16 protein-coding genes are annotated in these 19632 nt (G+C 39.1%); 7 read left to right on the top strand and 9 right to left on the bottom strand.

Annotated features, from left to right (window positions below):
- Positions 1 to 4: 4 nt before the first annotated feature.
- From J576_RS03790 to asd, 4 genes are all read right to left on the bottom strand, one after another.
- Positions 5 to 976, bottom strand: coding sequence for an asparaginase (locus J576_RS03790; protein WP_025467984.1), 972 nt, complete (start codon positions 974 to 976; stop codon positions 5 to 7).
- A gap of 58 nt (positions 977 to 1034) precedes the next feature.
- Positions 1035 to 2327 carry a T4P machinery localization factor FimV gene (fimV, locus tag J576_RS03785; RefSeq protein ID WP_002053287.1) on the bottom strand — a complete coding sequence of 431 codons (1293 nt, stop codon included), beginning with the start codon at positions 2325 to 2327 and terminating at the stop codon, positions 1035 to 1037.
- A 59-nt stretch (positions 2328 to 2386) separates the two neighbouring features.
- The gene (locus tag J576_RS03780; RefSeq protein ID WP_002053414.1) at positions 2387 to 3748 is read right to left on the bottom strand and encodes a type IV pilus assembly protein FimV; all 1362 of its coding nucleotides are present in this window, start codon (positions 3746 to 3748) and stop codon (positions 2387 to 2389) included.
- A 148-nt stretch (positions 3749 to 3896) separates the two neighbouring features.
- Complete coding sequence (gene asd / locus J576_RS03775; RefSeq protein WP_002053322.1) at positions 3897 to 5015, bottom strand: aspartate-semialdehyde dehydrogenase; 1119 nt, start codon at positions 5013 to 5015, stop codon at positions 3897 to 3899.
- A gap of 187 nt (positions 5016 to 5202) precedes the next feature.
- On the opposite strand from asd, the gene J576_RS03770 reads away from it, so the two are divergent.
- Together J576_RS03770 and gltP are read left to right on the top strand one after the other, a co-directional pair.
- A complete protein-coding gene (locus tag J576_RS03770) occupies positions 5203 to 6324 on the top strand; it encodes an endonuclease/exonuclease/phosphatase family protein (protein ID WP_002053517.1) in 1122 nt (373 codons plus the stop codon).
- Positions 6325 to 7014: 690 nt separating this feature from the next.
- Positions 7015 to 8301, top strand: a complete 1287-nt coding sequence (gene gltP, locus J576_RS03765; protein WP_002053256.1) for a glutamate/aspartate:proton symporter GltP — start codon at positions 7015 to 7017, stop codon at positions 8299 to 8301.
- A gap of 56 nt (positions 8302 to 8357) precedes the next feature.
- On the opposite strand, the gene J576_RS03760 is transcribed toward gltP, so the two are convergent.
- From J576_RS03760 to J576_RS03750, 3 genes are all read right to left on the bottom strand, one after another.
- Complete coding sequence (locus tag J576_RS03760) at positions 8358 to 9458, bottom strand: glycosyltransferase family 4 protein (RefSeq protein ID WP_002053315.1); 1101 nt, start codon at positions 9456 to 9458, stop codon at positions 8358 to 8360.
- Positions 9459 to 9723: 265 nt separating this feature from the next.
- On the bottom strand, positions 9724 to 10659 hold the full coding sequence (gene lpxL, locus J576_RS03755) for an LpxL/LpxP family Kdo(2)-lipid IV(A) lauroyl/palmitoleoyl acyltransferase (RefSeq protein ID WP_002053409.1): 936 nt from the start codon (positions 10657 to 10659) through the stop codon (positions 9724 to 9726).
- Between the two features lie 119 nt (positions 10660 to 10778).
- Positions 10779 to 11411 carry a LysE family translocator gene (locus J576_RS03750; RefSeq protein ID WP_002053241.1) on the bottom strand — a complete coding sequence of 211 codons (633 nt, stop codon included), beginning with the start codon at positions 11409 to 11411 and terminating at the stop codon, positions 10779 to 10781.
- 140 nt (positions 11412 to 11551) lie between these two features.
- Here J576_RS03750 and J576_RS03745 point away from each other — a divergent pair, with 140 nt between their 5' ends.
- The gene (locus tag J576_RS03745) at positions 11552 to 12559 is read left to right on the top strand and encodes an acyltransferase family protein (protein WP_002053447.1); all 1008 of its coding nucleotides are present in this window, start codon (positions 11552 to 11554) and stop codon (positions 12557 to 12559) included.
- A 19-nt stretch (positions 12560 to 12578) separates the two neighbouring features.
- Here J576_RS03745 and J576_RS03740 read toward each other — a convergent pair whose 3' ends face one another.
- On the bottom strand, positions 12579 to 14489 hold the full coding sequence (locus J576_RS03740; protein WP_002053207.1) for an ATP-binding cassette domain-containing protein: 1911 nt from the start codon (positions 14487 to 14489) through the stop codon (positions 12579 to 12581).
- Between the two features lie 32 nt (positions 14490 to 14521).
- On the opposite strand from J576_RS03740, the gene J576_RS03735 reads away from it, so the two are divergent.
- A complete protein-coding gene (locus tag J576_RS03735; protein ID WP_002053395.1) occupies positions 14522 to 14767 on the top strand; it encodes a SlyX family protein in 246 nt (81 codons plus the stop codon).
- A 55-nt stretch (positions 14768 to 14822) separates the two neighbouring features.
- On the opposite strand, the gene J576_RS03730 is transcribed toward J576_RS03735, so the two are convergent.
- Positions 14823 to 15830, bottom strand: coding sequence for a zinc-binding alcohol dehydrogenase family protein (locus tag J576_RS03730; protein WP_002053379.1), 1008 nt, complete (start codon positions 15828 to 15830; stop codon positions 14823 to 14825).
- 99 nt (positions 15831 to 15929) lie between these two features.
- Here J576_RS03730 and J576_RS03725 point away from each other — a divergent pair, with 99 nt between their 5' ends.
- The 3 genes from J576_RS03725 (at position 15930) to topA (ending at position 19576) form a co-directional block, all read left to right on the top strand.
- Complete coding sequence (locus J576_RS03725; protein ID WP_002053421.1) at positions 15930 to 16307, top strand: winged helix-turn-helix transcriptional regulator; 378 nt, start codon at positions 15930 to 15932, stop codon at positions 16305 to 16307.
- Positions 16308 to 16454: 147 nt separating this feature from the next.
- Positions 16455 to 16904: a hypothetical protein gene (locus tag J576_RS03720; protein WP_002053270.1), complete on the top strand. Its 450-nt coding sequence runs from the start codon at positions 16455 to 16457 to the stop codon at positions 16902 to 16904.
- Between the two features lie 35 nt (positions 16905 to 16939).
- Positions 16940 to 19576, top strand: a complete 2637-nt coding sequence (gene topA / locus J576_RS03715; protein WP_033855510.1) for a type I DNA topoisomerase — start codon at positions 16940 to 16942, stop codon at positions 19574 to 19576.
- The last annotated feature ends 56 nt before the right edge of the window (positions 19577 to 19632 follow it).

Genomic DNA, 19632 nt, shown 5'->3' with positions numbered 1-19632 from the left:
CTATTTAATGCAAATTTTCATTCCAATGGCTGAGCCATTGTTCTGGGGTTGGGTATTTTAAATAGATTTGAAGTGCTTTTGCATAAAGATCTGCATGACTATGTGCATCATTAATGACAATTTTTGCAGTTTTGGCCCATGCACTAATTGCATAACGTTGGTCAATGCCGCCAAATGTCACTTGTGTTGCCAAGATTGGAACACAACCATGAGCATAGAGTTCATCTAATGTTGCCAATAGTTCAGGGTTAACTGCGATATTGCCTGTACCAAAGCCTTGTAACACTAAAAAGTGCGGTGGAGCAGGAAGTAAGTGACGTAACTGTTGTACCAAGTGGTGTGTTGAAATCGGTTGCATCATCCAGTTTAAAATCTGAAATGAAGCAGCTCGTTCAATTTGAGCATCTTGTACGATCAATTCATTTTGTTGAGGCGTAAATTCAACTTCACTACTTAAACCTGAAAATGCATCGAGTTCAGTTGTATGAGTTTTTAATGCAGTTTGTGCATGGAATACTTGATGATGGAATGCAAGATAAGCACCTACAGGTAAGCTAATCACTTGTTCTAATGCAAGATATAAGTTCTCGATTGCATCAGTGAATTCACGAGTATTATCACCTTGAACATTGAGTAACGGGTATTGGCTACCAGTAATCACAATATGACAGCTTTGGCCTAAAAAGCGAGCTAGGGTCGCAGCCGCATAACTGAGCGTGTCTGTACCGTGAATAACAACGAAATGCTGATAGCCTTCAAGTTGTAGTTGTTGTATGCGTTGAATTAGGCGTAACCAATCAGGAGCCGTACATGCACTGCTATCGACAATATTGGGTGCCGCAAAGCAGTCAACTGTTAAGTGTGGAGGTATCACTTTCTCAAGTTGAGGTAAGAATTGGTCATAAGGCATAGGTGCTAACGGCTCACCGACGCAACCAAAAGTACCACCCATGTAAAATAAGGCTATTTTTTTCATATTTTTGCAGGCATAAAAAAGCAGTCATCTCTGACTGCTTATGGTAAATCGAACAGTTCTAAGAAGCTATGCGATTAAGTAGGTTTTTCGCATGTTGTTGTTGTTCTGTGTTGAATTTTTGCTCATTAGCCTGTAGTAAATTGCGCGCTGCTTGGTTCTCACCAAACTTGATATATTGCTCAGCCAGTTTTAAGTTGAGCTCACTTTCATTTACTTGTTTTAATTCTGGAAATGCGTCTAGTAGTGGATCCTCTATTTGAGTTTGAGTAGCCTCTTTAGTTACTATATCTAGATGGTTTTGAGTTTCAATTTCTGGTGCTGTAACTAGTGCAGGTTCATCTAGCGAAAACTCAAGAGGTGCGATAGAGGTCGCTTCTAATGGTGCTTGTTCTACGAGTGTAAGTTCATCTAATGATGGAACTTGTTCATCAGATTTTTTTTCTGAAATTGAAGGATTTAAGTCAAGGTTAAAATCTAATGCATTGACGCTATTTTCTTGATTTGCTTTTACTTCTACTGCTTGAGTTTTTTCTTCATTTTCATGTAGAGGTGCCAAGTCAAAAGAAAACTCTAAATCAGCTAGTTCATTTGTTTCTTGAGATGACGAAACTTCTGGTATTTGCTGAGATGTTGATTGTTCTGGTTCCTGTAGGGATTGACTGATATTTTCGGTAGCTGTAGTTTTTTCGAATGAAAAGTTAAATTCTAAAGGTTCAACTTCAACTGCTGGTTCTTGTTTTACAGGTGTATAGTCTTTCTGCAAGTCATCAAAAGAAGTTTCAGAAGAACTTGTTGTTAACTGGTCAAACTGAGCAGTTGTGTCAGGTGTGTTTTTCGGTTCTTCATACGATTGAGCTTGAGGAAAATCAATAGCATCGGGTTGTCTTGCAGATTCATATTCTTTTTGTCTTGCTTCTGCTTTAATCGCGATTTCATTTAATGCCAAACTGCGAATGTGGCTAATTAGTTGTTGAATCGCGAATTCATCTTTTTGAGCAATATGAACTTCAAGAAGTAATAAATACAATTCATGCTGGGTATTGTCTTTTTTTAGTGCCTGATTGACTTGAGCTTCAGCCGCTGAAAACTGTTTTTCTTGAATGAGCTGTTGAATATTTTGACGAACAGCCTCAGGAACAGGACTACTTTGTGGAAGAGCAGGAGTGACTTCTTCAACTACATTGGTTTTACTTTTTTCACGCGAGCTTTTACTCGATTTGGCACCTGCTTTTTTGCCCGATTTTTTACTTATACTTTTTGGGGAGGTGGTCTCTTGTTTTTGGCCATTCTCGCGCTTTTTTAAAACAACAGCAACCACGAGTAATATGATAAACGGAATCACATATAACATTACTTTCCCCTTAAAAAATAAAATTTTGCAATATAAAGCGAGCTAACTCTGGTTTTAACTTAGTGTTTTTGCTTGTGAGTTTGTTGCTGTGCTTTTAATTGCTGCTGTAACTCTGCCAAACGCGCATTCAGAAGTTGAATACGTTGGTCTTTTAAACTTAAAGTTTGATTTAGTTTGGTTACATTCCTTTGTAATGTAACGGTTTTTTCTCGAGTTGTCATAACTTTTACTGCTAACTCAGTATTGTTTTGACCTTGTTGTGTGCTCTTTTTTGCACTTCCATGATTAGAATTTGGGCTGTTCTCTGCCACAATGCTCATTTCAGCTTGTTGCAAACGATATTTAGCTCGGCCAGAAGTAGGTTTTGCTAAGTTAGCTTCAGTTGATTTAGGTTTTGTATGAGGCGCTTTGGCTGTATTTGCTGCTGTTAAATTTAGTGAAATTCCCTGACGTAAACGGTTTACATCGCCTTGGATAAAAGCATGTCGATTTTGAGCTTGGATATCTCGCATGACTTTAGCTACAGGTTGTTTAGTTTGTGCTGCGATACGATTAGCAATAGACCATAAAGACTCATTACGTTGTACGACATACTTACCTGTAGGTGCTGGACCTTTATAGGTGCTTATTTTTTGTTTTTTTTGTGTGTTTTTACTTAATAGATTTTTTTGTTGAGCAGGCTTAGGTTGGGCTGCTTTTTTGACTGTAGTTGTTTGATTGTCATTGCTTGGTTTAAGAGGCGTAGATGGCTGTTTTTCTATAGCAGATGGCTCAGTACTCATTGCTGCTATAGTTTGCTGTGGCGCTTGAGTCGAAGGTTTTTCGGCAAAAGGCGTCGCAGGAGCAGAGCTATTCAAAGCTGGAGCAGTTCCAGTACTAATATTTAGATTACGTTCATTAGCTGGAGTTTCTGCTACGGCTGTTGCTGTCTCAGCAGGTGTGTATCGAGTACTTTCCGGTAAGTTTAACGCGATGTCTTTTTCATTTACGATAAATTGCGGTGAAAGTGGACTTTCGTTAGCAGCGACCTTTTTTATAGGCGATGGCTTTAAAACGGTTTTAATATGTTGAAGACGAGTTGCATTACCTTCACTGACTTTTACGACAATATTCAATTCAGGATCAATAATAGGACGAGATGAGGTAATCACAATAACGCCAGAACCTTGGCCATTTTGGCGTGTATAAAAGTTCAGATTACCAGGAGGTTGGTGAGTGACTCCCAAACTATTAAGATCTTCTTGAGTGGCTAAACTGACTTGTAATGGGGTATTTGGATCTGCTTGCTGAAAATTCATTTCTGCATAAAGTAATTCCCCAGGTGCAGATTGAATTTGAATAGGATCTAATGTAATCGCATAAACACAAGGCGAAGACATAATGGTGAAAATGGCAATTTTTAATTTGTTATATGCAGTCATCTCAATCCATGACCTGATCAGTCGTAAAGTCGTTCAAAATTATACAATAATGAAATGTAAATAAATTGTTAATTTTTCACAAACCAGTTACGAAAAAGCCGATCAAATGTGATCGGCTTTTTATTTTGACTGAATAATTCAGGTTAAATTATGAGCTTTTGTATTCTACTAAAATACGTAACATACGACGTAAAGGTTCAGCAGCGCCCCAAAGTAGCTGATCGCCTACTGTGAATGCACCGAGATACTCTTTACCCATATTGAGTTTACGTAAACGGCCTACAGGTACAGTTAAGGTACCAGTCACAGCTACAGGTGTAAGATCAGTCATTGATGCTTCACGTGTATTTGGTACAACTTTAGCCCACTGGTTTGAGTTACGAATCATATCTTCGATCTCATCAAGCGGAACATCTTTTTTCAGTTTGATGGTTAATGCTTGAGAGTGGCAACGCATTGCACCGATACGCACACAGTGACCATCAATAGGAACAATTTGAGAGTTACCTAAAATCTTGTTGGTTTCAACTTGACCTTTCCACTCTTCTTTAGATTGACCGCTTTCAAGCTGTTTATCAATGTAAGGAATCAATGAACCAGCAAGTGGCACACCAAAGTTCGCAGAAGGGAAGCCTTCACCACGTTGTAACTCAGCAACTTGACGATCAATATCAAGAATTGCAGATTTAGGATCATCTAACAATGTCTTGGTATTGTTGTACAAATAACCCATACCTGTTAACAACTCACGCATGTTTTGTGCGCCAGCACCTGATGCTGCTTGATAAGTCATAGCAGTCATCCACTCAACCAAATTATTTTGGAAAAGTGCGCCTACGCCCATCAACATAAGTGATACTGTACAGTTACCACCAACGAAAGTTTTAGTACCTTTCGCTAAACCGTCTTTAATTACGTTAAGGTTAACTGGATCAAGAACGATGATTGCATCATCAGACATACGTAAAGTAGATGCAGCATCAATCCAGTAGCCATCCCAACCAGTTGCTTTTAACTGTGGGAAAACTTCAGACGTGTAGTCACCACCTTGGCAGGTAATAATGACATCCATTTGCTTCAGACTGGTAATGTCTGTAGCTTCCATAAGTGCTGGGGCAGTCTTACCACCAAATGAAGGAGCTTCACCACCTGCATTACTGGTAGAGAAGTAGAATGGCTCAATATGAGCAAAATCATTCTCTTCAACCATACGTTGCATAAGGACGGAACCGACCATCCCGCGCCAACCGACCAGACCTACTTTCATGTCATTTTGCCTCGGTGCGTTAAAATTGTTAGGGGGAGTTGAGTGTATCAAAAGTGCTCACAACTGCAAGCGTTACAGAATCAAAACAGCAATTTTATTGAGTAGAATATCTTGTTTATGTTACATACAAAATTGATAAAGATGACAAAAACATTAAAAAACAAATCATCTTAAAAGAGTAATTTCAATGATTTATATCGAGGTTGTGTCTGTGGTGGTGATTTGGTTGACTTTCTGGTCACTTATCCCTCGTGATGAGTGGTGGTTTAGAGGGGCTGATTTTCCACGTTTACAAATTCTGTTTGTGGGCTTTATTGCTTTAATTGGCATGTTGTTTTGGCCGTCTGAATGGAACATATGGCGTGAGCTTTTGCTTGCAGTACTCATTGCAGCAATTGCTTATCAACTTAAAATGGTTTTGCCTTATACCTTGTTTTGGAAAAAACAGGTTAAAAAGGTAAAGCAACATCAAGTAGATCCTAAAAAACAGATTTCACTAATTGTTTCTAATGTGCTTACACCCAATGATAAATATCATTTATTACTTGAGCATGTACGGACATTAAAACCTGATTTATTGTTGACGTTAGAAAGTGACAAGACATGGGAAAATGCTCTAAAAGAAATTGAAGAGGAGTACCCTTACCGTGTGCCGGTACCATTAGATAATTTATATGGCATGCATTTATATAGTCGATTACCGCTTAGAAATACTGAGGTCAAGTTCATTTTAAGTAATGAAATTCCTTCTATTCATACCACTGTAATCTTACGTTCTGGGATGCCTGTTCAGCTCTACTGTTTACATCCTAAGCCGCCTAGTCCAACTGAAGCAAAAGATTCAACACTACGAGATGCAGAGCTTTTAATTGTTGGAGATCAAATTAAAGATCTGGATGAGAGTTGTATCGTGATGGGAGATCTAAATGATGTCGCATGGTCACGAACAACACGTTTATTTCAGCGTATTAGTGGATTACTCGACCCGCGAGTTGGCCGACACTTTATTAATACTTTTCACGCAGATTACTCTTTATTGCGTTGGTCACTTGATCATATCTTTCATAGTACAGACTTTGGTTTAGTAAAAATGCAGCGTTTATCTCATATTGGCTCAGATCATTTTCCTGTCTACGTCGTTTTACAAACAGGTCGAATATTTGAAGAGATTCAAGAAGAAGTTGAAGAAACTCAAGATGATGAAGAAGAAGCTCAAGCTGCAATACAAGAAGGTATTGCTAAAGCTGAAAAAGAAGAAAAAATAGTGACTGATGAAATTGCAGAGCCTTATAAAGAGAAAAGTATATAAAAGCAGGTTGTAAGCAATATCGTACAAAGATTTGAGTCTAGGTCCAATAGGCAGGGTGAACTAAAACCCGTATTCTACATTCATCGGCACACGGAAGCGGGAATGGATAATCCCAAGTAAGGATGCACTAAGCTGATATGGAACGACATCACGGATAAGATGTTAGAACGGAAGCAATAAAAAGAATTATATACCCTGAAAGCACAACCTCATTTACCCGAGTTTTGCAGGACGCAGAACTCGGGTTGATATTTTAGATAAATACCATTTAATTATTTGTAAATTAAAGAAATATTTTTAAGATTATCTTAATTTTAAAATCTATTTAATTATAGGTAGTTGTCCATAAGTTTTTTTATATATCCGAGCCTTTTTCGATGAAAATAGATACAAAAATTTTTTTTGATAAGTTTTTGTTTTTATAGATTATTGAAGAATAAATATAGGCTTTGGTCTATTTAGACATAAATTGGACTTGTTTAATTGGCAAATCTCAATAGAATGTGCCGATCGTTGACATGTTGGATCGTCAACAGGCATTGTTGTTTACTTCGCCGGATCGGCGGGGTGTGATTTGCTTGTGCATTTAAATTTCTGTTTGGAAATTAGTGTACATATTGAGGTTTCACTCTAAGATAGTGGTCTTCTCCCTCTCATATTTGATACTTTGCGGTGCATAAGGATTGTCTTATGAAGAATTTTAAATTTAGCCTTGCGTGGCAAATTTTAATTGCTTTAATCCTAGGGATAGTTGTCGGGGCTGTTTTACATAATCAGCCTGAAATCAAAGATAGTATTGTAAATAACGTTCTTACGCCGTTAGGTAAGATCTTTATTAGCCTGATTAAAATGATTGTTATTCCAATCGTTTTCTCTACATTGATTTTAGGTATTGCGGGTGTTGGCAGTACAAAAAGTCTTGGGCGTCTTGGTTTTAAAACCATTCTCTATTTCGAAATTATTACTACTATTGCTATTTTGGTCGGCTTGGTTGCAGCAAATATCTTCCATCCAGGTTCAGGCATTGATATGTCTCAACTGGTTCAAACTGATATTTCTCAATATAAGCATACAACTGAAGAAGTACAGTCACAGTCTCATGGTATTATCCAGACGATATTATCGCTTATCCCAACGAACATTATTAGTTCAATGGCACATGGCGAAATGTTACCAGTGATTTTCTTTGCTGTGCTTTTTGGTATTGGCTTATCTTCATTGCCAGCTACAACAAAAGACCCATTATTAAATGTATTTCATGCTGTATCGGAAACAATGTTCCGTGTGACACACATCATCATGAAATATGCACCAGTGGGTGTATTTGGTTTAATCGCTGTTACTGTTGCAAACTTTGGATTTGCTTCACTTATTCCATTAGGTAAATTGGTTGTATTGGTTTACGGTGCAATCTTGTTCTTTGCTTTAGTGGTACTTGGTTTAACTGCAAAAATGTTCAGCATCAATATCTTTACTTTGTTTAAGATTTTGAAAGATGAATTAATCTTGGCATATTCAACTGCTAGTTCTGAAACAGTTTTACCGCGTATTATGCAAAAAATGGAAGCTTATGGTGCGCCAAAAGCGATTTCTAGTTTTGTAATCCCAACTGGTTATTCATTTAACCTTGACGGTTCTACGCTTTATCAAAGTATTGCAGCAATCTTTATTGCACAGCTTTACGGTATTGAAATGTCGATCAGCCAACAAGTTATTTTGGTTGTAACATTAATGATTACTTCGAAAGGTATTGCAGGTGTTCCTGGCGTATCGTTTGTGGTGTTATTAGCGACATTAGGCAGTGTTGGTATTCCTGTAGAAGGCTTAGCATTTATTGCTGGTGTTGACCGTATTATGGATATGGCACGTACTGCGTTGAACGTTGTTGGTAACGCGCTTGCTGTACTTGTTATCAGTAAGTGGGAAAAACAATATGACTATGAAAAAGCTGCTGCTTATGAAGCAACATTTAAATAAGACTGCTTTCTTTTAGTTAATAAAAAACCCGCGATGATCGCGGGTTTTTTATTACGTTATTTCAATACACTTTGATATAGCTCAAGGGTCTGGTCGCACATATCTTTTAAACTGAACATTGTCACAGGAGCAACTGTTTGCGGTTGTTCAATATGATACTTTACTGTTGCTAGTAAGGCTTTTTCATTTTCAGCTTCAACAAGACCTTGTGGATATACATGAGATAAAATCTCTGCAACACCTCCACGATTCCAGCCAATCACTGGCGTACCGACTGACAGTGCTTCTAATGCTGTTCTACCGAATGTTTCTGCCTGATTGGATAGAGAGAGCACAATATCGCTAAAAGCGAGCCATTCACGTATATCTGAGCGATGTCCTACAAAGGTGATCTTATCTGCAAGTCCTTTGTTTTGAATGGTGCTTTGCAACTCACTTAAATAGGCCTGTTTTTTAGCATCGGCACCACCCACAACAACAGCATGCAGTTGAGGATATTGCAAATGAAGTTGCTGCATCAGTTCAATTAAACTTTCATGTCCTTTTAAACGCGTAATACGGCCAGGCAAGCAAAGTAAAAATTTATTTTCGAGTTCAGGAAAGTCATTAAAAACTTGATTAAACCACTGTGCTGAGGGTTGGTAGTTATGCGGGAAAGCAGCTGGATCAATCCCTCGATAAATCCGGACAATATCTTGTGGTGGACAGTTTTTATAATGGTCAGTGATGTATTTAACCACGCTGTCAGAAACGGCAATTACTTTTTCTGCCTGAGTCATGATCGCACTATAGCGATTGACTGAGTAGAAACCATGTACTGTACTGATGAGGTGAGGGCGCTTATGGGCTGGTATTCCTTTTAAAGCAAAATGGGTAAGCCATGCAGGAACACGTGAGCGTACATGAACAATATCGGGCTGATGCTCTTCAATAAGTCGACGTAAAGGGCGGATTTGCCATAAGCTCGATAAAGATTTTTTATGAATCGGTAGTGTTAAGTGTTTAGAGCCCTCGGCTTCAAGTTGAGACACTAATCGTCCGCCATTCGATACAACCAAAGATTGGTGGCCTTGTGCAACCAGTGCACGTGCAATTTCCAGTGTGCCGCGTTCTACGCCACCGCTATTAAGTTCTGGGAGAAGTTGCATCACTTTCATTGTTTTTTGCCTTATACGTTCATAAAAGATGGATCATCCATAGATACATCATCTCAAACTAAATCATTATCCAGAGTTTACTATCGTGATAGCGACATGGATGTCGCTGTTGCGTTGTGTTACAAGGATGTAACATCAGCGGAACAAAGGATTTTTGCTTACTTTTTATCCCTAAAAAGTAAGGTCTGCCTATCCGAAAGTATTTGAATATCACTTTAAATCGAGGCTGTGCCTATTACTAATCTAAAATTATTACAGCCTTATCTTAATAAATCTCTTCATATCCCTCAGGACGTGTCTTAAATCGACGATGAAACCACATATATTGAGTTGGTGCGATGCGAAGCTGACTCTCAATAATCTTATTCACGCGGGTTGCATCATCGACTTCATCTTCGCTTGGCATATTGTCGACTGCAGGTTCTATCAAGATATGATATTTAGGGTTCTGTACATCGCCATGACGATAAAAATATAAAGGAACAGCAACCGCTTTGGAAATTTTTAATAAACGACGGTGAGCCGTTACTGTCGCAGCTGGCACTCCAAAAAATGGTGCCATAACGCCTTGTTTAAGCCCGAAGTCTTGATCGGGACTATACCAAATGGCATCACCATCTTTAAGGTGACGAATTAAGCCGCGCATATCATCATGATCAATTTGTGCTTTGTAGATTGTGCCGCGGCAGCGATAAATCAGCATATCGAGTAGTGGATTATTTTGAGGACGATAAACAACATCGGGTTCAAAATATTGAGCACATACATAACCACCGGCATCAAGCAAAGTACTATGAGTTCCCAGTAATAAAACACCTTTGCCCTGAGCTTGAGCATCAGTAATGTGTTCTAAACCTTCAATTGTGACGCGGTTTTTAAACCAGTAAGGCTTATACCATGCGTTTAAGGTCTCAAAAATACCAAGCATCATATCTACAAAAACTTGTTTTGCTTGTTGCTGTACTTTTTCAGGTGACCATTCAGGGAAGCAAACTTCTAAATTACGAATAGTAGTTTTGCGACGAGATTTTAAATATTTCCAAGCAAGGTTTGCTAATCCATGAGCTAAACGCCATTGGATCGCCCATGGTAAAATAGCCAAAAGCATGAGGAAAGTAATCGCAATCCATACACCCCAATATTTAGGTAATAAAAAGGACCATTGAAACTCACCGGGCGTATAAGGCTGCTTTTGGCTCATAACGATATAAAGAATTTAAAAAGTTAAAACTGGCAAAAGTGTATCACGAACTGAATTTATCGTCGTAATACACAGGAGTAAATTGAAGTTTTAGAGCAGGGGGAAGAAAACAAAGTGGGTTATCGGCGGTGTTCTAAAAGAATACGAACAGCGAGTCCGGCTAATACAGTCCCCATAATCCAGCGTTGAATGCTTGCCCAAAGCGGTTTTTGCTGTAGAAAGAGCGCAATACTACCTGCAGAAAATACAATAAGTGCATTTACTGAAACACTTACAAAAATTTGTATGGTTCCGAGTTGAATGGACTGCGCTAAAATACTGCCTTGTTGTGGATGTATAAACTGTGGCAATAAAGACAAATACATAATTGCAATTTTAGGATTAAGTAAATTTGTCAAAAAGCCCATTAAAAATAATTTTAATGGTGAGTCAATAGATAAGTCTTTTACACTGAAAATAGGCGCTGCATTTGGACGTAATGCTTTCCATGCAAGCCAGAGTAAATATATGGCACCGGCAATACGAATCATGTCATAGGCATATGGAACTGCCACAACAAGCGCTGTGATCCCGAAAGAAGCGCAGAGCATATAAAATACAAAACCAACAGCAACCCCACCGAGGGAAATAAAACCTGCTATTTTGCCTTGACTAATGGAGCGAGAGATAAGATAAATCATGTTCGGACCCGGGGTGAGTACCATCGCCAAGCAAATGAGTCCGAATGCCAAAATTTGAGAGAGATCTAGCACGGAATTATCCTTAAATATTATTATACTGGTAGGTATATCATAATTATTTTATATACAGCGAAACTTTATTCATTGTCTTTTTAAATTAAAAAATAAGAATAATTCAGTATGATAGGAATATCCTGATTTCATAGAAATTTATGAGAAATCTCCATATCGATGCCACAAAAGGCATCTTAATTTTTCTGGTTGTATTAGGTCATTACCTTGAAAGGTTAATTGGCTGGAACGAGTCTCTAAATCAAGCGATTTTAGGGAGTATTTACTTTGTTCATATGCCAGCTTTTATTTTTATATCGGGCATGTTTTTTAAAGAAGAGAAAATACTAGAAAAATTAATTTACTTTTTATCGTTATATTTGCCATTTCAGTTTTTATTTCAATTGCTTGATGCCTTTTATAATGGAAGTCTTTGGACTGGTACATTTCATTTGGTATGGTTTGCTAAACCTTATTGGGTGTTATGGTATTTATTTGGCATGGGGGCTTGGACGGTTCTCGCTTTTTTCTTAAAAAAGACGGCATATCCAGTTCTGTTTTCAATAGTTTTAGCTTTACTGGTTGGATGCTCACCCATCAATAATTACAGCTATTCGATGGGTCGAATTTTCGTATTTCTACCTTTTTTTATAGCTGGGGCGATTTATGGTAAAACCATTTTTCAGTATATATCGCAGTTGCCTTATGCAAAGTTATTTGCTGTTATCACATTATTAATCATTACTGCTGTAGCCGATATAAGTCATTATAGTTATTACTGGTTATTTGGTAGTTTGTCATATTTTCAACTACATGTAGATCTATGGCAGGGAATGCTGATTCGCAGTGTAATTATGTTGCTATCGACTATGGGTGTTTTGAGTTTATTTGTACTCACTCAAAATTTTAAACGATCTTGGATCGGTTTAGGCCAAAAAACGCTACCAGTTTATATATTGCATGGTTTTGTAATTATTGTTTTGACTCATCAACTAAGTTTTAAATATTCGGTCGAGATCAATATTTTCATTAGTCTTGTTTTGGCTATCCTCACTTGTATGATTTTGCAGTTACAGATATTTGAACGTTTAATTCGCTTCATCTCTTTATTTGTTTATAAACCTTTTATGGCATTACTACAAATTCTAAATCCAAAAAAAGGGCTTTAATTAAAGCCCTTTTTATTGATTAACTGCCTTTACTCATTTGCTCAAGTTCATCCCAACGCTCTAATTTTTCAAGCAATAATTCTTCAATTTCTGCTAGGCGTTGACTTGCTTGAGTCGCAGCATCTGCATCAGACACAAACCATGAACCATCTGCAAGTTTGTCAGAAAGCTCGGCTTGTTCAACTTCCAGCTTTTCAATTTCAGCAGGAAGTTGCTCAAGTTCACGTTGGTCTTTATAGCTCAATTTCACCTTTTTTACGCTACTTTGAACAGCAGCTTTTTCAGCTTCAGCTTTTGCCTGAGCTTTCTTAACGTCAGACTTCTGGTCTACCACTTTTTCATCTGGGCGTTGTAGTAAGTAATCTTGGTAACCACCGATGTACTCTGCAATACCACCTTTACCATCAAAGACCCAAGTAGAAGTGACAACGTTGTCCATAAATGCACGGTCATGCGAAATAAGTAATAGCGTGCCTTTATATTCGGAGAGCATCTCTTCAAGTAGCTCAAGAGTTACCATATCCAAGTCATTGGTTGGTTCGTCCATCACAATCAGGTTCGATGGTTTAAGCAATAATTTAGCAAGCAAAATACGGTTACGCTCACCACCAGAAAGGGCTTTTACTGGTGTGCGTGCACGTTCAGGTGAGAACAAGAAATCTTGTAAATAACTGTAGATATGACGACGGTTGCCATTTACATCCACAAAGTCAGAGCCTTCTGAAACGTTTGCCATGACTGTTTTTTCAAGATCTAAGGCATTACGTAATTGATCAAAATAAGCAATCTCTAATTGAGTACCTGTTTTAACAGAGCCACCGTGTTCGATTTCACCTAAAATAGCTTTAATTAAAGTCGTTTTACCGACACCGTTATCACCGACTAAGCCAATACGGTCACCACGCATGACGAGCGTAGAGAAGTCTTTGATGAGTGGTTTACCATCATAAGATACACTCAAGTGCTCAATATCAAATACTAATTTACCAGAGCGATTTGCTTCTTGAGTCGCCATGCTCACTTTGCCTTGTTGTGAACGGCGTGCTTTCGATTCTTCGCGTAAAGCTTTTAATGCACGAACACGGCCTTCGTTACGTGTACGACGTGCTTTAATCCCTTGACGAATCCAAGCCTCTTCTTCAGCTAATTTTTTATCAAATAAAGCATTTTGTTTCTCTTCGGCTTCCATTTGCTGAGCTTTAAGCTCCAAATAGCGTGAATAGTTACCTTCGTAGCCACGTAAGATGCCGCGGTCAAGTTCAACAATTCGAGTCGCAATGCTATCTACAAAAGAGCGGTCATGCGAAATAAATAGAAGTGTTAAATTATTTTGATCGAGTAGGAATTTTTCTAGCCACTCAATACTTTCAACATCTAAATGGTTGGTTGGTTCGTCTAGAAGCAATACGTCTGGCTGCGTTAAAAGAGCACGAGCGAGTAAAACACGACGTTTACGTCCACCAGATAAGTCTGCCAAATCTGCATTTGGATCGAGACCCATTTTACTTAATAGAGCATTCACCTTATTTTCAAGTGCCCAACCGTCTAGTTGGTCTAGCTTGTGCTGAAGGTTACCCATACGGTCGCAAGCTTCCATATCGCCAAGCATACAAGCATCGGTTGCTTGATGATACGCTTTAAGTACTTCAGCCGCTTCTCCTGCGCCATCTGCTACAATATCAGCAACCTTACCTGAATCCATTGGAACGTCTTGGGCTAACATGGAAACCGTTAAACCATTTTGGATAGAAACTTCACCAGAATCCGGTAATAAGCTTCCCTCGATGAGTTTAAGTAAAGTAGACTTACCTTCACCATTACGCCCAATTAAACAGACTCGTTCGCCACGTTCTAGATTAAAGTTCGCGCCATCGAGCAGGGCAGGTCCGCCAAAAGCAAGTTGGACATCCCTTAGGGTAATATAGGCCATAATGTTTTCCAGAATCTCAAATGAGGATTTAAATGACTAAACCACCATATCATGATGATCAAGCGTCATTTTCCGCACCCATTGAAGATTTGCAAGTGCGAATTACATTTTTGGATGATTTAGTTGAACAATTAAATCAACAACTCGCTATTCAAACTCAGGAAATAGCTGATTTGAAAAAACAAATGCAATTGCTTTATCAACGTGTGGAATCTTCGGATTTATCAGAAGGCATTGCACCTTTTGACCCTTTAACGAATAAACCCCCGCACTATTAATAAAAAGGCAAGTTCAATACTTGCCTTTTTATTGGGGGAATATTTTTAATTTTACTTAAAAACCATGTAAGACAATCTTACCTTTTGTTGTTCCACTTTCAATTTGCTGATGAACCCGTTTTAAGTTTTCAGCATTAATTGGGCTTAAAACCTGAGTTACAGTTGTTTTGATTTTACCCTCATCCACCAGTTTACTGATTTCATTTAGTAGTTCACTTTGTTTTTCCATATCTTCAGTCTGGAACATGGAGCGCGTAAACATAAACTCCCAGTGGACTGAGACAGACTTGGATTTAAACGGTTTAATATCTAACTGATCAGGGTCATCAATAAGTCCAAAATGCCCTTGTGGTGCAATCAACTCTACAATATCTGCTAAATGCTGATCCGTTTGAGTGGTCGAGAACACATATGAAGGTGCATTTAAGCCTAATTGCTTGATTTGTGGGGCTAAAGGCTCGCGATGATCTAATACATAGTCGGCACCTAGTTGTTCTACCCATTCTTTTGTTTCGGGACGTGAAGCTGTAGTAATAATTGTTAGATTAGTTAATTGCTTAAGAAGCTGAATGGTAATTGAACCTACACCGCCAGCTCCACCAATCACTAAAATAGTTGTATTAGCAGGTGCAGTCTTTGGAACTTGCAGACGATCAAATAGCATTTCCCAAGCTGTGATTGCAGTTAAAGGGAGAGCTGCTGCCTCTGTTGCTTCTAAAATTTTTGGTTTATGACCAACAATACGTTCATCAACCAATTGCAATTCACTATTACTGCCTTGGCGATTTAAAGCACCTGCATACCAAACAACATCGCCTACTCTGAATTGAGTGACTTTATCGCCAATCGCTTCTACCGTGCCTACAGCATCCCAGCCAAGCACTTTCCAGCCGGATTCCGCACTTATATTTTTACGTATTTTGGTATCGACTGGATTTACTGAAATAGCTTGCACGCGAACTAGTAAATCGTGTCCCTTCGCAGCAGGTGTATCGAGTTCAATATCAATGAGTGATTCTGGCGATGTAATGGGACCTGCTTTTTGATATGCGACAGCTTTCATAATTGTGATTCCTCTTGTTGAGAGTTTGATCATAACGTAAGCTTAAAAATAGTGACTACAGACAAATAACGCTCATAGTGTCAAAAAGGATACTGTAAAATGGCAAAAGCTCGACATTCAAGTTTTGACTGCTCACCGGGTTGTTCAGTTGAAGCCGCGATCAGTTTGATTGATGGCAAATGGAAATGCGTCATTCTTTGGCATTTATTAAATGAAGGAACTTTACGATTTAATGAAATCCGTAAACGAGTTCCAAGTATTACGCAAAGAATGCTCACCAATCAGCTTCGTGAGTTAGAACAAGATGGTATTATTCATCGCGAGGTTTATCCTCAAGTTCCTCCTAAAGTGGAATATAGCCTGACTGATTTAGGACGTGGGCTTGAGCAGATACTTCTTGCTCTAAAAACGTGGGGAGATGCGCATCTGGATCAGTTTGGTAAGTTAGCTACTCTTGAAACTGAAAAGAGCGCCTAAATATTGTGCCTAGATTGCTAAGAATATCTATGAGGAAATGTTGTAGTTTTTAACCTCGTCGGTTAATTGGGCATTATTTTTATGATGTAACTTGCGTTTTCTGGTCAGCTTATGCAACTCTAATAAAAGAGATTAATAGGTTTTGCTATGGACAATATCGGAATTTGGGTTACCGTTATCATTGTTCTTTTTGTGCTGGGCTCCATTTTTGGTTTAAGAGTGAGTCCGCGTGAAAAGGCACTCGGTATTATGCGAGACAAAGCCCGTAAAATGGGACTACATCCACGCATAATTGCCGCACCTGAATGGACACATGTCCCGATGGCAACTGAAAAGCGTGCCAGCATGGTTGCTTATTATAGTGTATTGATCCCCGATGCTCGTTTAACGCTCATGCGTGCTCGTGTTATAGACGGAAAATTAAAAGTAGTGCAGGGTGATGAGAAATTTAATGATTCTCCCATTGCATTAAAAGGGATTTATGCTATTGATATGCAGGCAAACTGTGTAGGCCTTTATTGGGATGAGGAATCGGACCTAAAAGCCACGCAATTAGATGAGATGAAGGCTTATCTGTTGGCCTTGGCTGAAGCCTGATTTTTAAATTTATTGGTATAGGAATAACATTTTATATGGCGAATACCTCGCGCTCTGCATCTCAAAGCACAGCATCTACTGCCTCTGCTGCACATAAACGTGCCTTAGTGATTGTGGAGTCGCCTGCCAAAGCGAAAACCATCAACAAATATTTAGGTTCGCAGTACATTGTTAAGTCTTCTGTAGGTCACGTACGTGACTTGCCAACAGGCGGCAGCAAATCAACAGAGAAAAAGCCGGCTACCCGGACAAAACTCACTGAAGCTGAAAAAGAACAAAAAGCCCAATCTGCGCTGATTAATCGTATGGGTGTCGATCCGGAACATGACTGGAAAGCACACTACGAGGTTCTACCTGGCAAAGAAAATGTTGTTGCTGAACTCAAGAAACTTGCCAAAGATGCAGATGCAATCTATCTCGCAACGGACTTGGATAGAGAAGGGGAAGCAATCGCTTGGCACTTACGCGAAGTGATTGGTGGTGACGATAGCCGTTATCATCGTGTGGTATTTAACGAAATTACTAAAAATGCCATTCAAGAAGCATTTAAACAGCCAACTCGCCTAGACTTAAACCGTGTTAATGCACAGCAAGCGCGTCGTTTCTTGGACCGTGTAGTAGGCTTCATGGTTTCGCCATTACTATGGGAAAAGATTGCCCGTGGTTTGTCAGCAGGTCGTGTACAGTCTGTAGCGGTAAAGCTTGTTGTTGAACGTGAACGTGAAATTCGTGCTTTTATTCCAGAAGAATATTGGCAAGTGTTTGCAGACACTAAGGCTAAAAAAGATGATATTCGTCTTGAGGCTGTGAAACAGGCTGGTAAGACTCTTAAATTAAAGAACAAAGCTGAAACAGATGCTCTGTTGGATGTATTAAAGGGCGCTGAATATAAAGTTGCACAGCGTGAAGATAAGCCGACTAAGGTGAATCCGAGTGCACCATATATCACGTCGACTTTGCAACAGGCTGCAAGTACACGTTTAGGTTTCTCTGTAAAGAAAACCATGATGTTAGCGCAGCGTTTGTATGAAGCTGGTTTTATTACCTATATGCGTACGGACTCAACATTCTTGAGTGATGACGCTGTAAGTATGGTCCGTGCTCATATTGAAAGCCAGTTTGGTGAGAAATATTTACCAGCAAAGCCAAACCGCTATGGTAACAAAGCGGGTGCTCAAGAAGCCCATGAAGCAATTCGTCCGTCAAATGTTGCACTTACAGGTGATCAACTTGCAGGTGTAGAGCGTGATGCGCAGCGTTTATATGATTTAATTTGGCGTCAATTTGTTGCTTGCCAAATGACTCCGGCAGAATATTTATCTTCAACTTTAACCGTTGAAGCTGGCAATGTGGAGTTAAAGGCAAAAGGCCGTACGCTTGTATTTGATGGCTTCACTAAAGTTCGTGGTGCTAACAAATCTGATGACGATATCATTTTACCTGCAATTAAAGTGGGTGAAATTTTAAAATTAGAAAAGCTAGATCCAAGTCAGCACTTTACTAAACCACCAGCTCGTTTTACTGAAGCATCTTTAGTAAAAGAACTTGAAAAACGTGGTATTGGTCGTCCGTCAACTTATGCTGCCATTATTTCTACAATTCAAGAACGTGGCTACGTTAAGTTAGAAAATCGCCGTCTCTTTGCCGAGAAAATGGGTGAGATCGTAACAGATCGTCTTGATGAAAGTTTTAATAACCTGATGAATTATGCTTTTACCGCAGATTTAGAAGGTCAGTTGGACCGTGTGGCAACGGGTGAGCGTAATTGGAAAGAATTACTCGATACATTCTACGGTGATTTTAAAAAGCGTCTGACCAATGCTCAAGGTGAGCAGGGAATGCGCCGTAATCAACCAGTTGAAGTACCAGCAGTACATTGTCCTGAATGTTCACGACCAATGCAGATTCGTACGGGTACTACAGGCGTATTCTTAGGTTGTTCAGGTTATAACTTGCCGCCTAAAGAACGCTGTAAAGGAACTTTGAACTTAACACCAGTTGAGTCATTAGCAGCGTTATCTGATGATGACAGTGCTGAAACCGCAGACTTGATGTCTAAACATCGTTGTCCGAAATGTGGTACAGCAATGGACAGTTATGTCATTGATGGTGGCCGTAAGTTACATGTTTGTGGTAACAACCCAGACTGTGATGGTTATGAGCTTGAAGAAGGTGAGTTCAAGATCAAAGGTTATGATGGCCCAACCATTCCATGTGATAAATGTGATGGTGAAATGCAGCTTAAAACTGGCCGTTTTGGTCCGTATTTCGCTTGTACAAGCTGTGATAATACCCGTAAAGTCTTGAAAAATGGACAACCTGCACCACCACGCGTAGAACCAATTAAGATGGAACATTTGCGCTCGACCAAACATGATGACTATTTTGTGTTACGTGATGGTGCGGCTGGTCTGTTCTTGGCTGCAAGTAAGTTCCCGAAAATTCGTGAAACACGTGCACCAAAAGTTGCTGAGCTTCGTAGTGTTGCTGACCAACTTGATCCAAAATACCAGTTTATTTTACAAGCTCCGGATGTAGACCCTGAAGGTAACCCAACGATTGTGAAGTTTAGTCGTAAGAACCAATCACAGTATGTGGGATCTGAAACACCAGAAGGTAAACAAACTAAATGGAGCCTGATTTACCAAGACGGTAAATGGATTGAAGGCTAAATAAGACAAATGAAAAATGCTAGCTCAGCTAGCATTTTTTATATCTAGAACAAGAA

Origin of the sequence: Acinetobacter sp. 766875 (genome assembly GCF_000582055.1) — a bacterium.
GTDB lineage: Bacteria > Pseudomonadota > Gammaproteobacteria > Pseudomonadales > Moraxellaceae > Acinetobacter > Acinetobacter nosocomialis.
The sequence above is the reverse complement of the archived record's forward strand: the minus strand, read 5'-3'. Positions and strand labels throughout refer to the sequence as shown.

What these genes read in the sequence shown, in the direction of transcription:
- J576_RS03790 (WP_025467984.1), bottom strand. Translation starts at nt 976, where the DNA reads ATGAAAAAAATAGCCTTATTTTACATGGGTGGTACTTTTGGTTGCGTC.
- fimV (WP_002053287.1), bottom strand. Translation starts at nt 2,327, where the DNA reads ATGTTATATGTGATTCCGTTTATCATATTACTCGTGGTTGCTGTTGTT.
- J576_RS03780 (WP_002053414.1), bottom strand. Translation starts at nt 3,748, where the DNA reads ATGACTGCATATAACAAATTAAAAATTGCCATTTTCACCATTATGTCT.
- asd (WP_002053322.1), bottom strand. Translation starts at nt 5,015, where the DNA reads ATGAAAGTAGGTCTGGTCGGTTGGCGCGGGATGGTCGGTTCCGTCCTT.
- J576_RS03770 (WP_002053517.1), top strand. Translation starts at nt 5,203, where the DNA reads ATGATTTATATCGAGGTTGTGTCTGTGGTGGTGATTTGGTTGACTTTC.
- gltP (WP_002053256.1), top strand. Translation starts at nt 7,015, where the DNA reads ATGAAGAATTTTAAATTTAGCCTTGCGTGGCAAATTTTAATTGCTTTA.
- J576_RS03760 (WP_002053315.1), bottom strand. Translation starts at nt 9,458, where the DNA reads ATGAAAGTGATGCAACTTCTCCCAGAACTTAATAGCGGTGGCGTAGAA.
- lpxL (WP_002053409.1), bottom strand. Translation starts at nt 10,659, where the DNA reads ATGAGCCAAAAGCAGCCTTATACGCCCGGTGAGTTTCAATGGTCCTTT.
- J576_RS03745 (WP_002053447.1), top strand. Translation starts at nt 11,552, where the DNA reads ATGAGAAATCTCCATATCGATGCCACAAAAGGCATCTTAATTTTTCTG.
- J576_RS03740 (WP_002053207.1), bottom strand. Translation starts at nt 14,489, where the DNA reads ATGGCCTATATTACCCTAAGGGATGTCCAACTTGCTTTTGGCGGACCT.
- J576_RS03735 (WP_002053395.1), top strand. Translation starts at nt 14,522, where the DNA reads ATGACTAAACCACCATATCATGATGATCAAGCGTCATTTTCCGCACCC.
- J576_RS03730 (WP_002053379.1), bottom strand. Translation starts at nt 15,830, where the DNA reads ATGAAAGCTGTCGCATATCAAAAAGCAGGTCCCATTACATCGCCAGAA.
- J576_RS03725 (WP_002053421.1), top strand. Translation starts at nt 15,930, where the DNA reads ATGGCAAAAGCTCGACATTCAAGTTTTGACTGCTCACCGGGTTGTTCA.
- J576_RS03720 (WP_002053270.1), top strand. Translation starts at nt 16,455, where the DNA reads ATGGACAATATCGGAATTTGGGTTACCGTTATCATTGTTCTTTTTGTG.
- topA (WP_033855510.1), top strand. Translation starts at nt 16,940, where the DNA reads ATGGCGAATACCTCGCGCTCTGCATCTCAAAGCACAGCATCTACTGCC.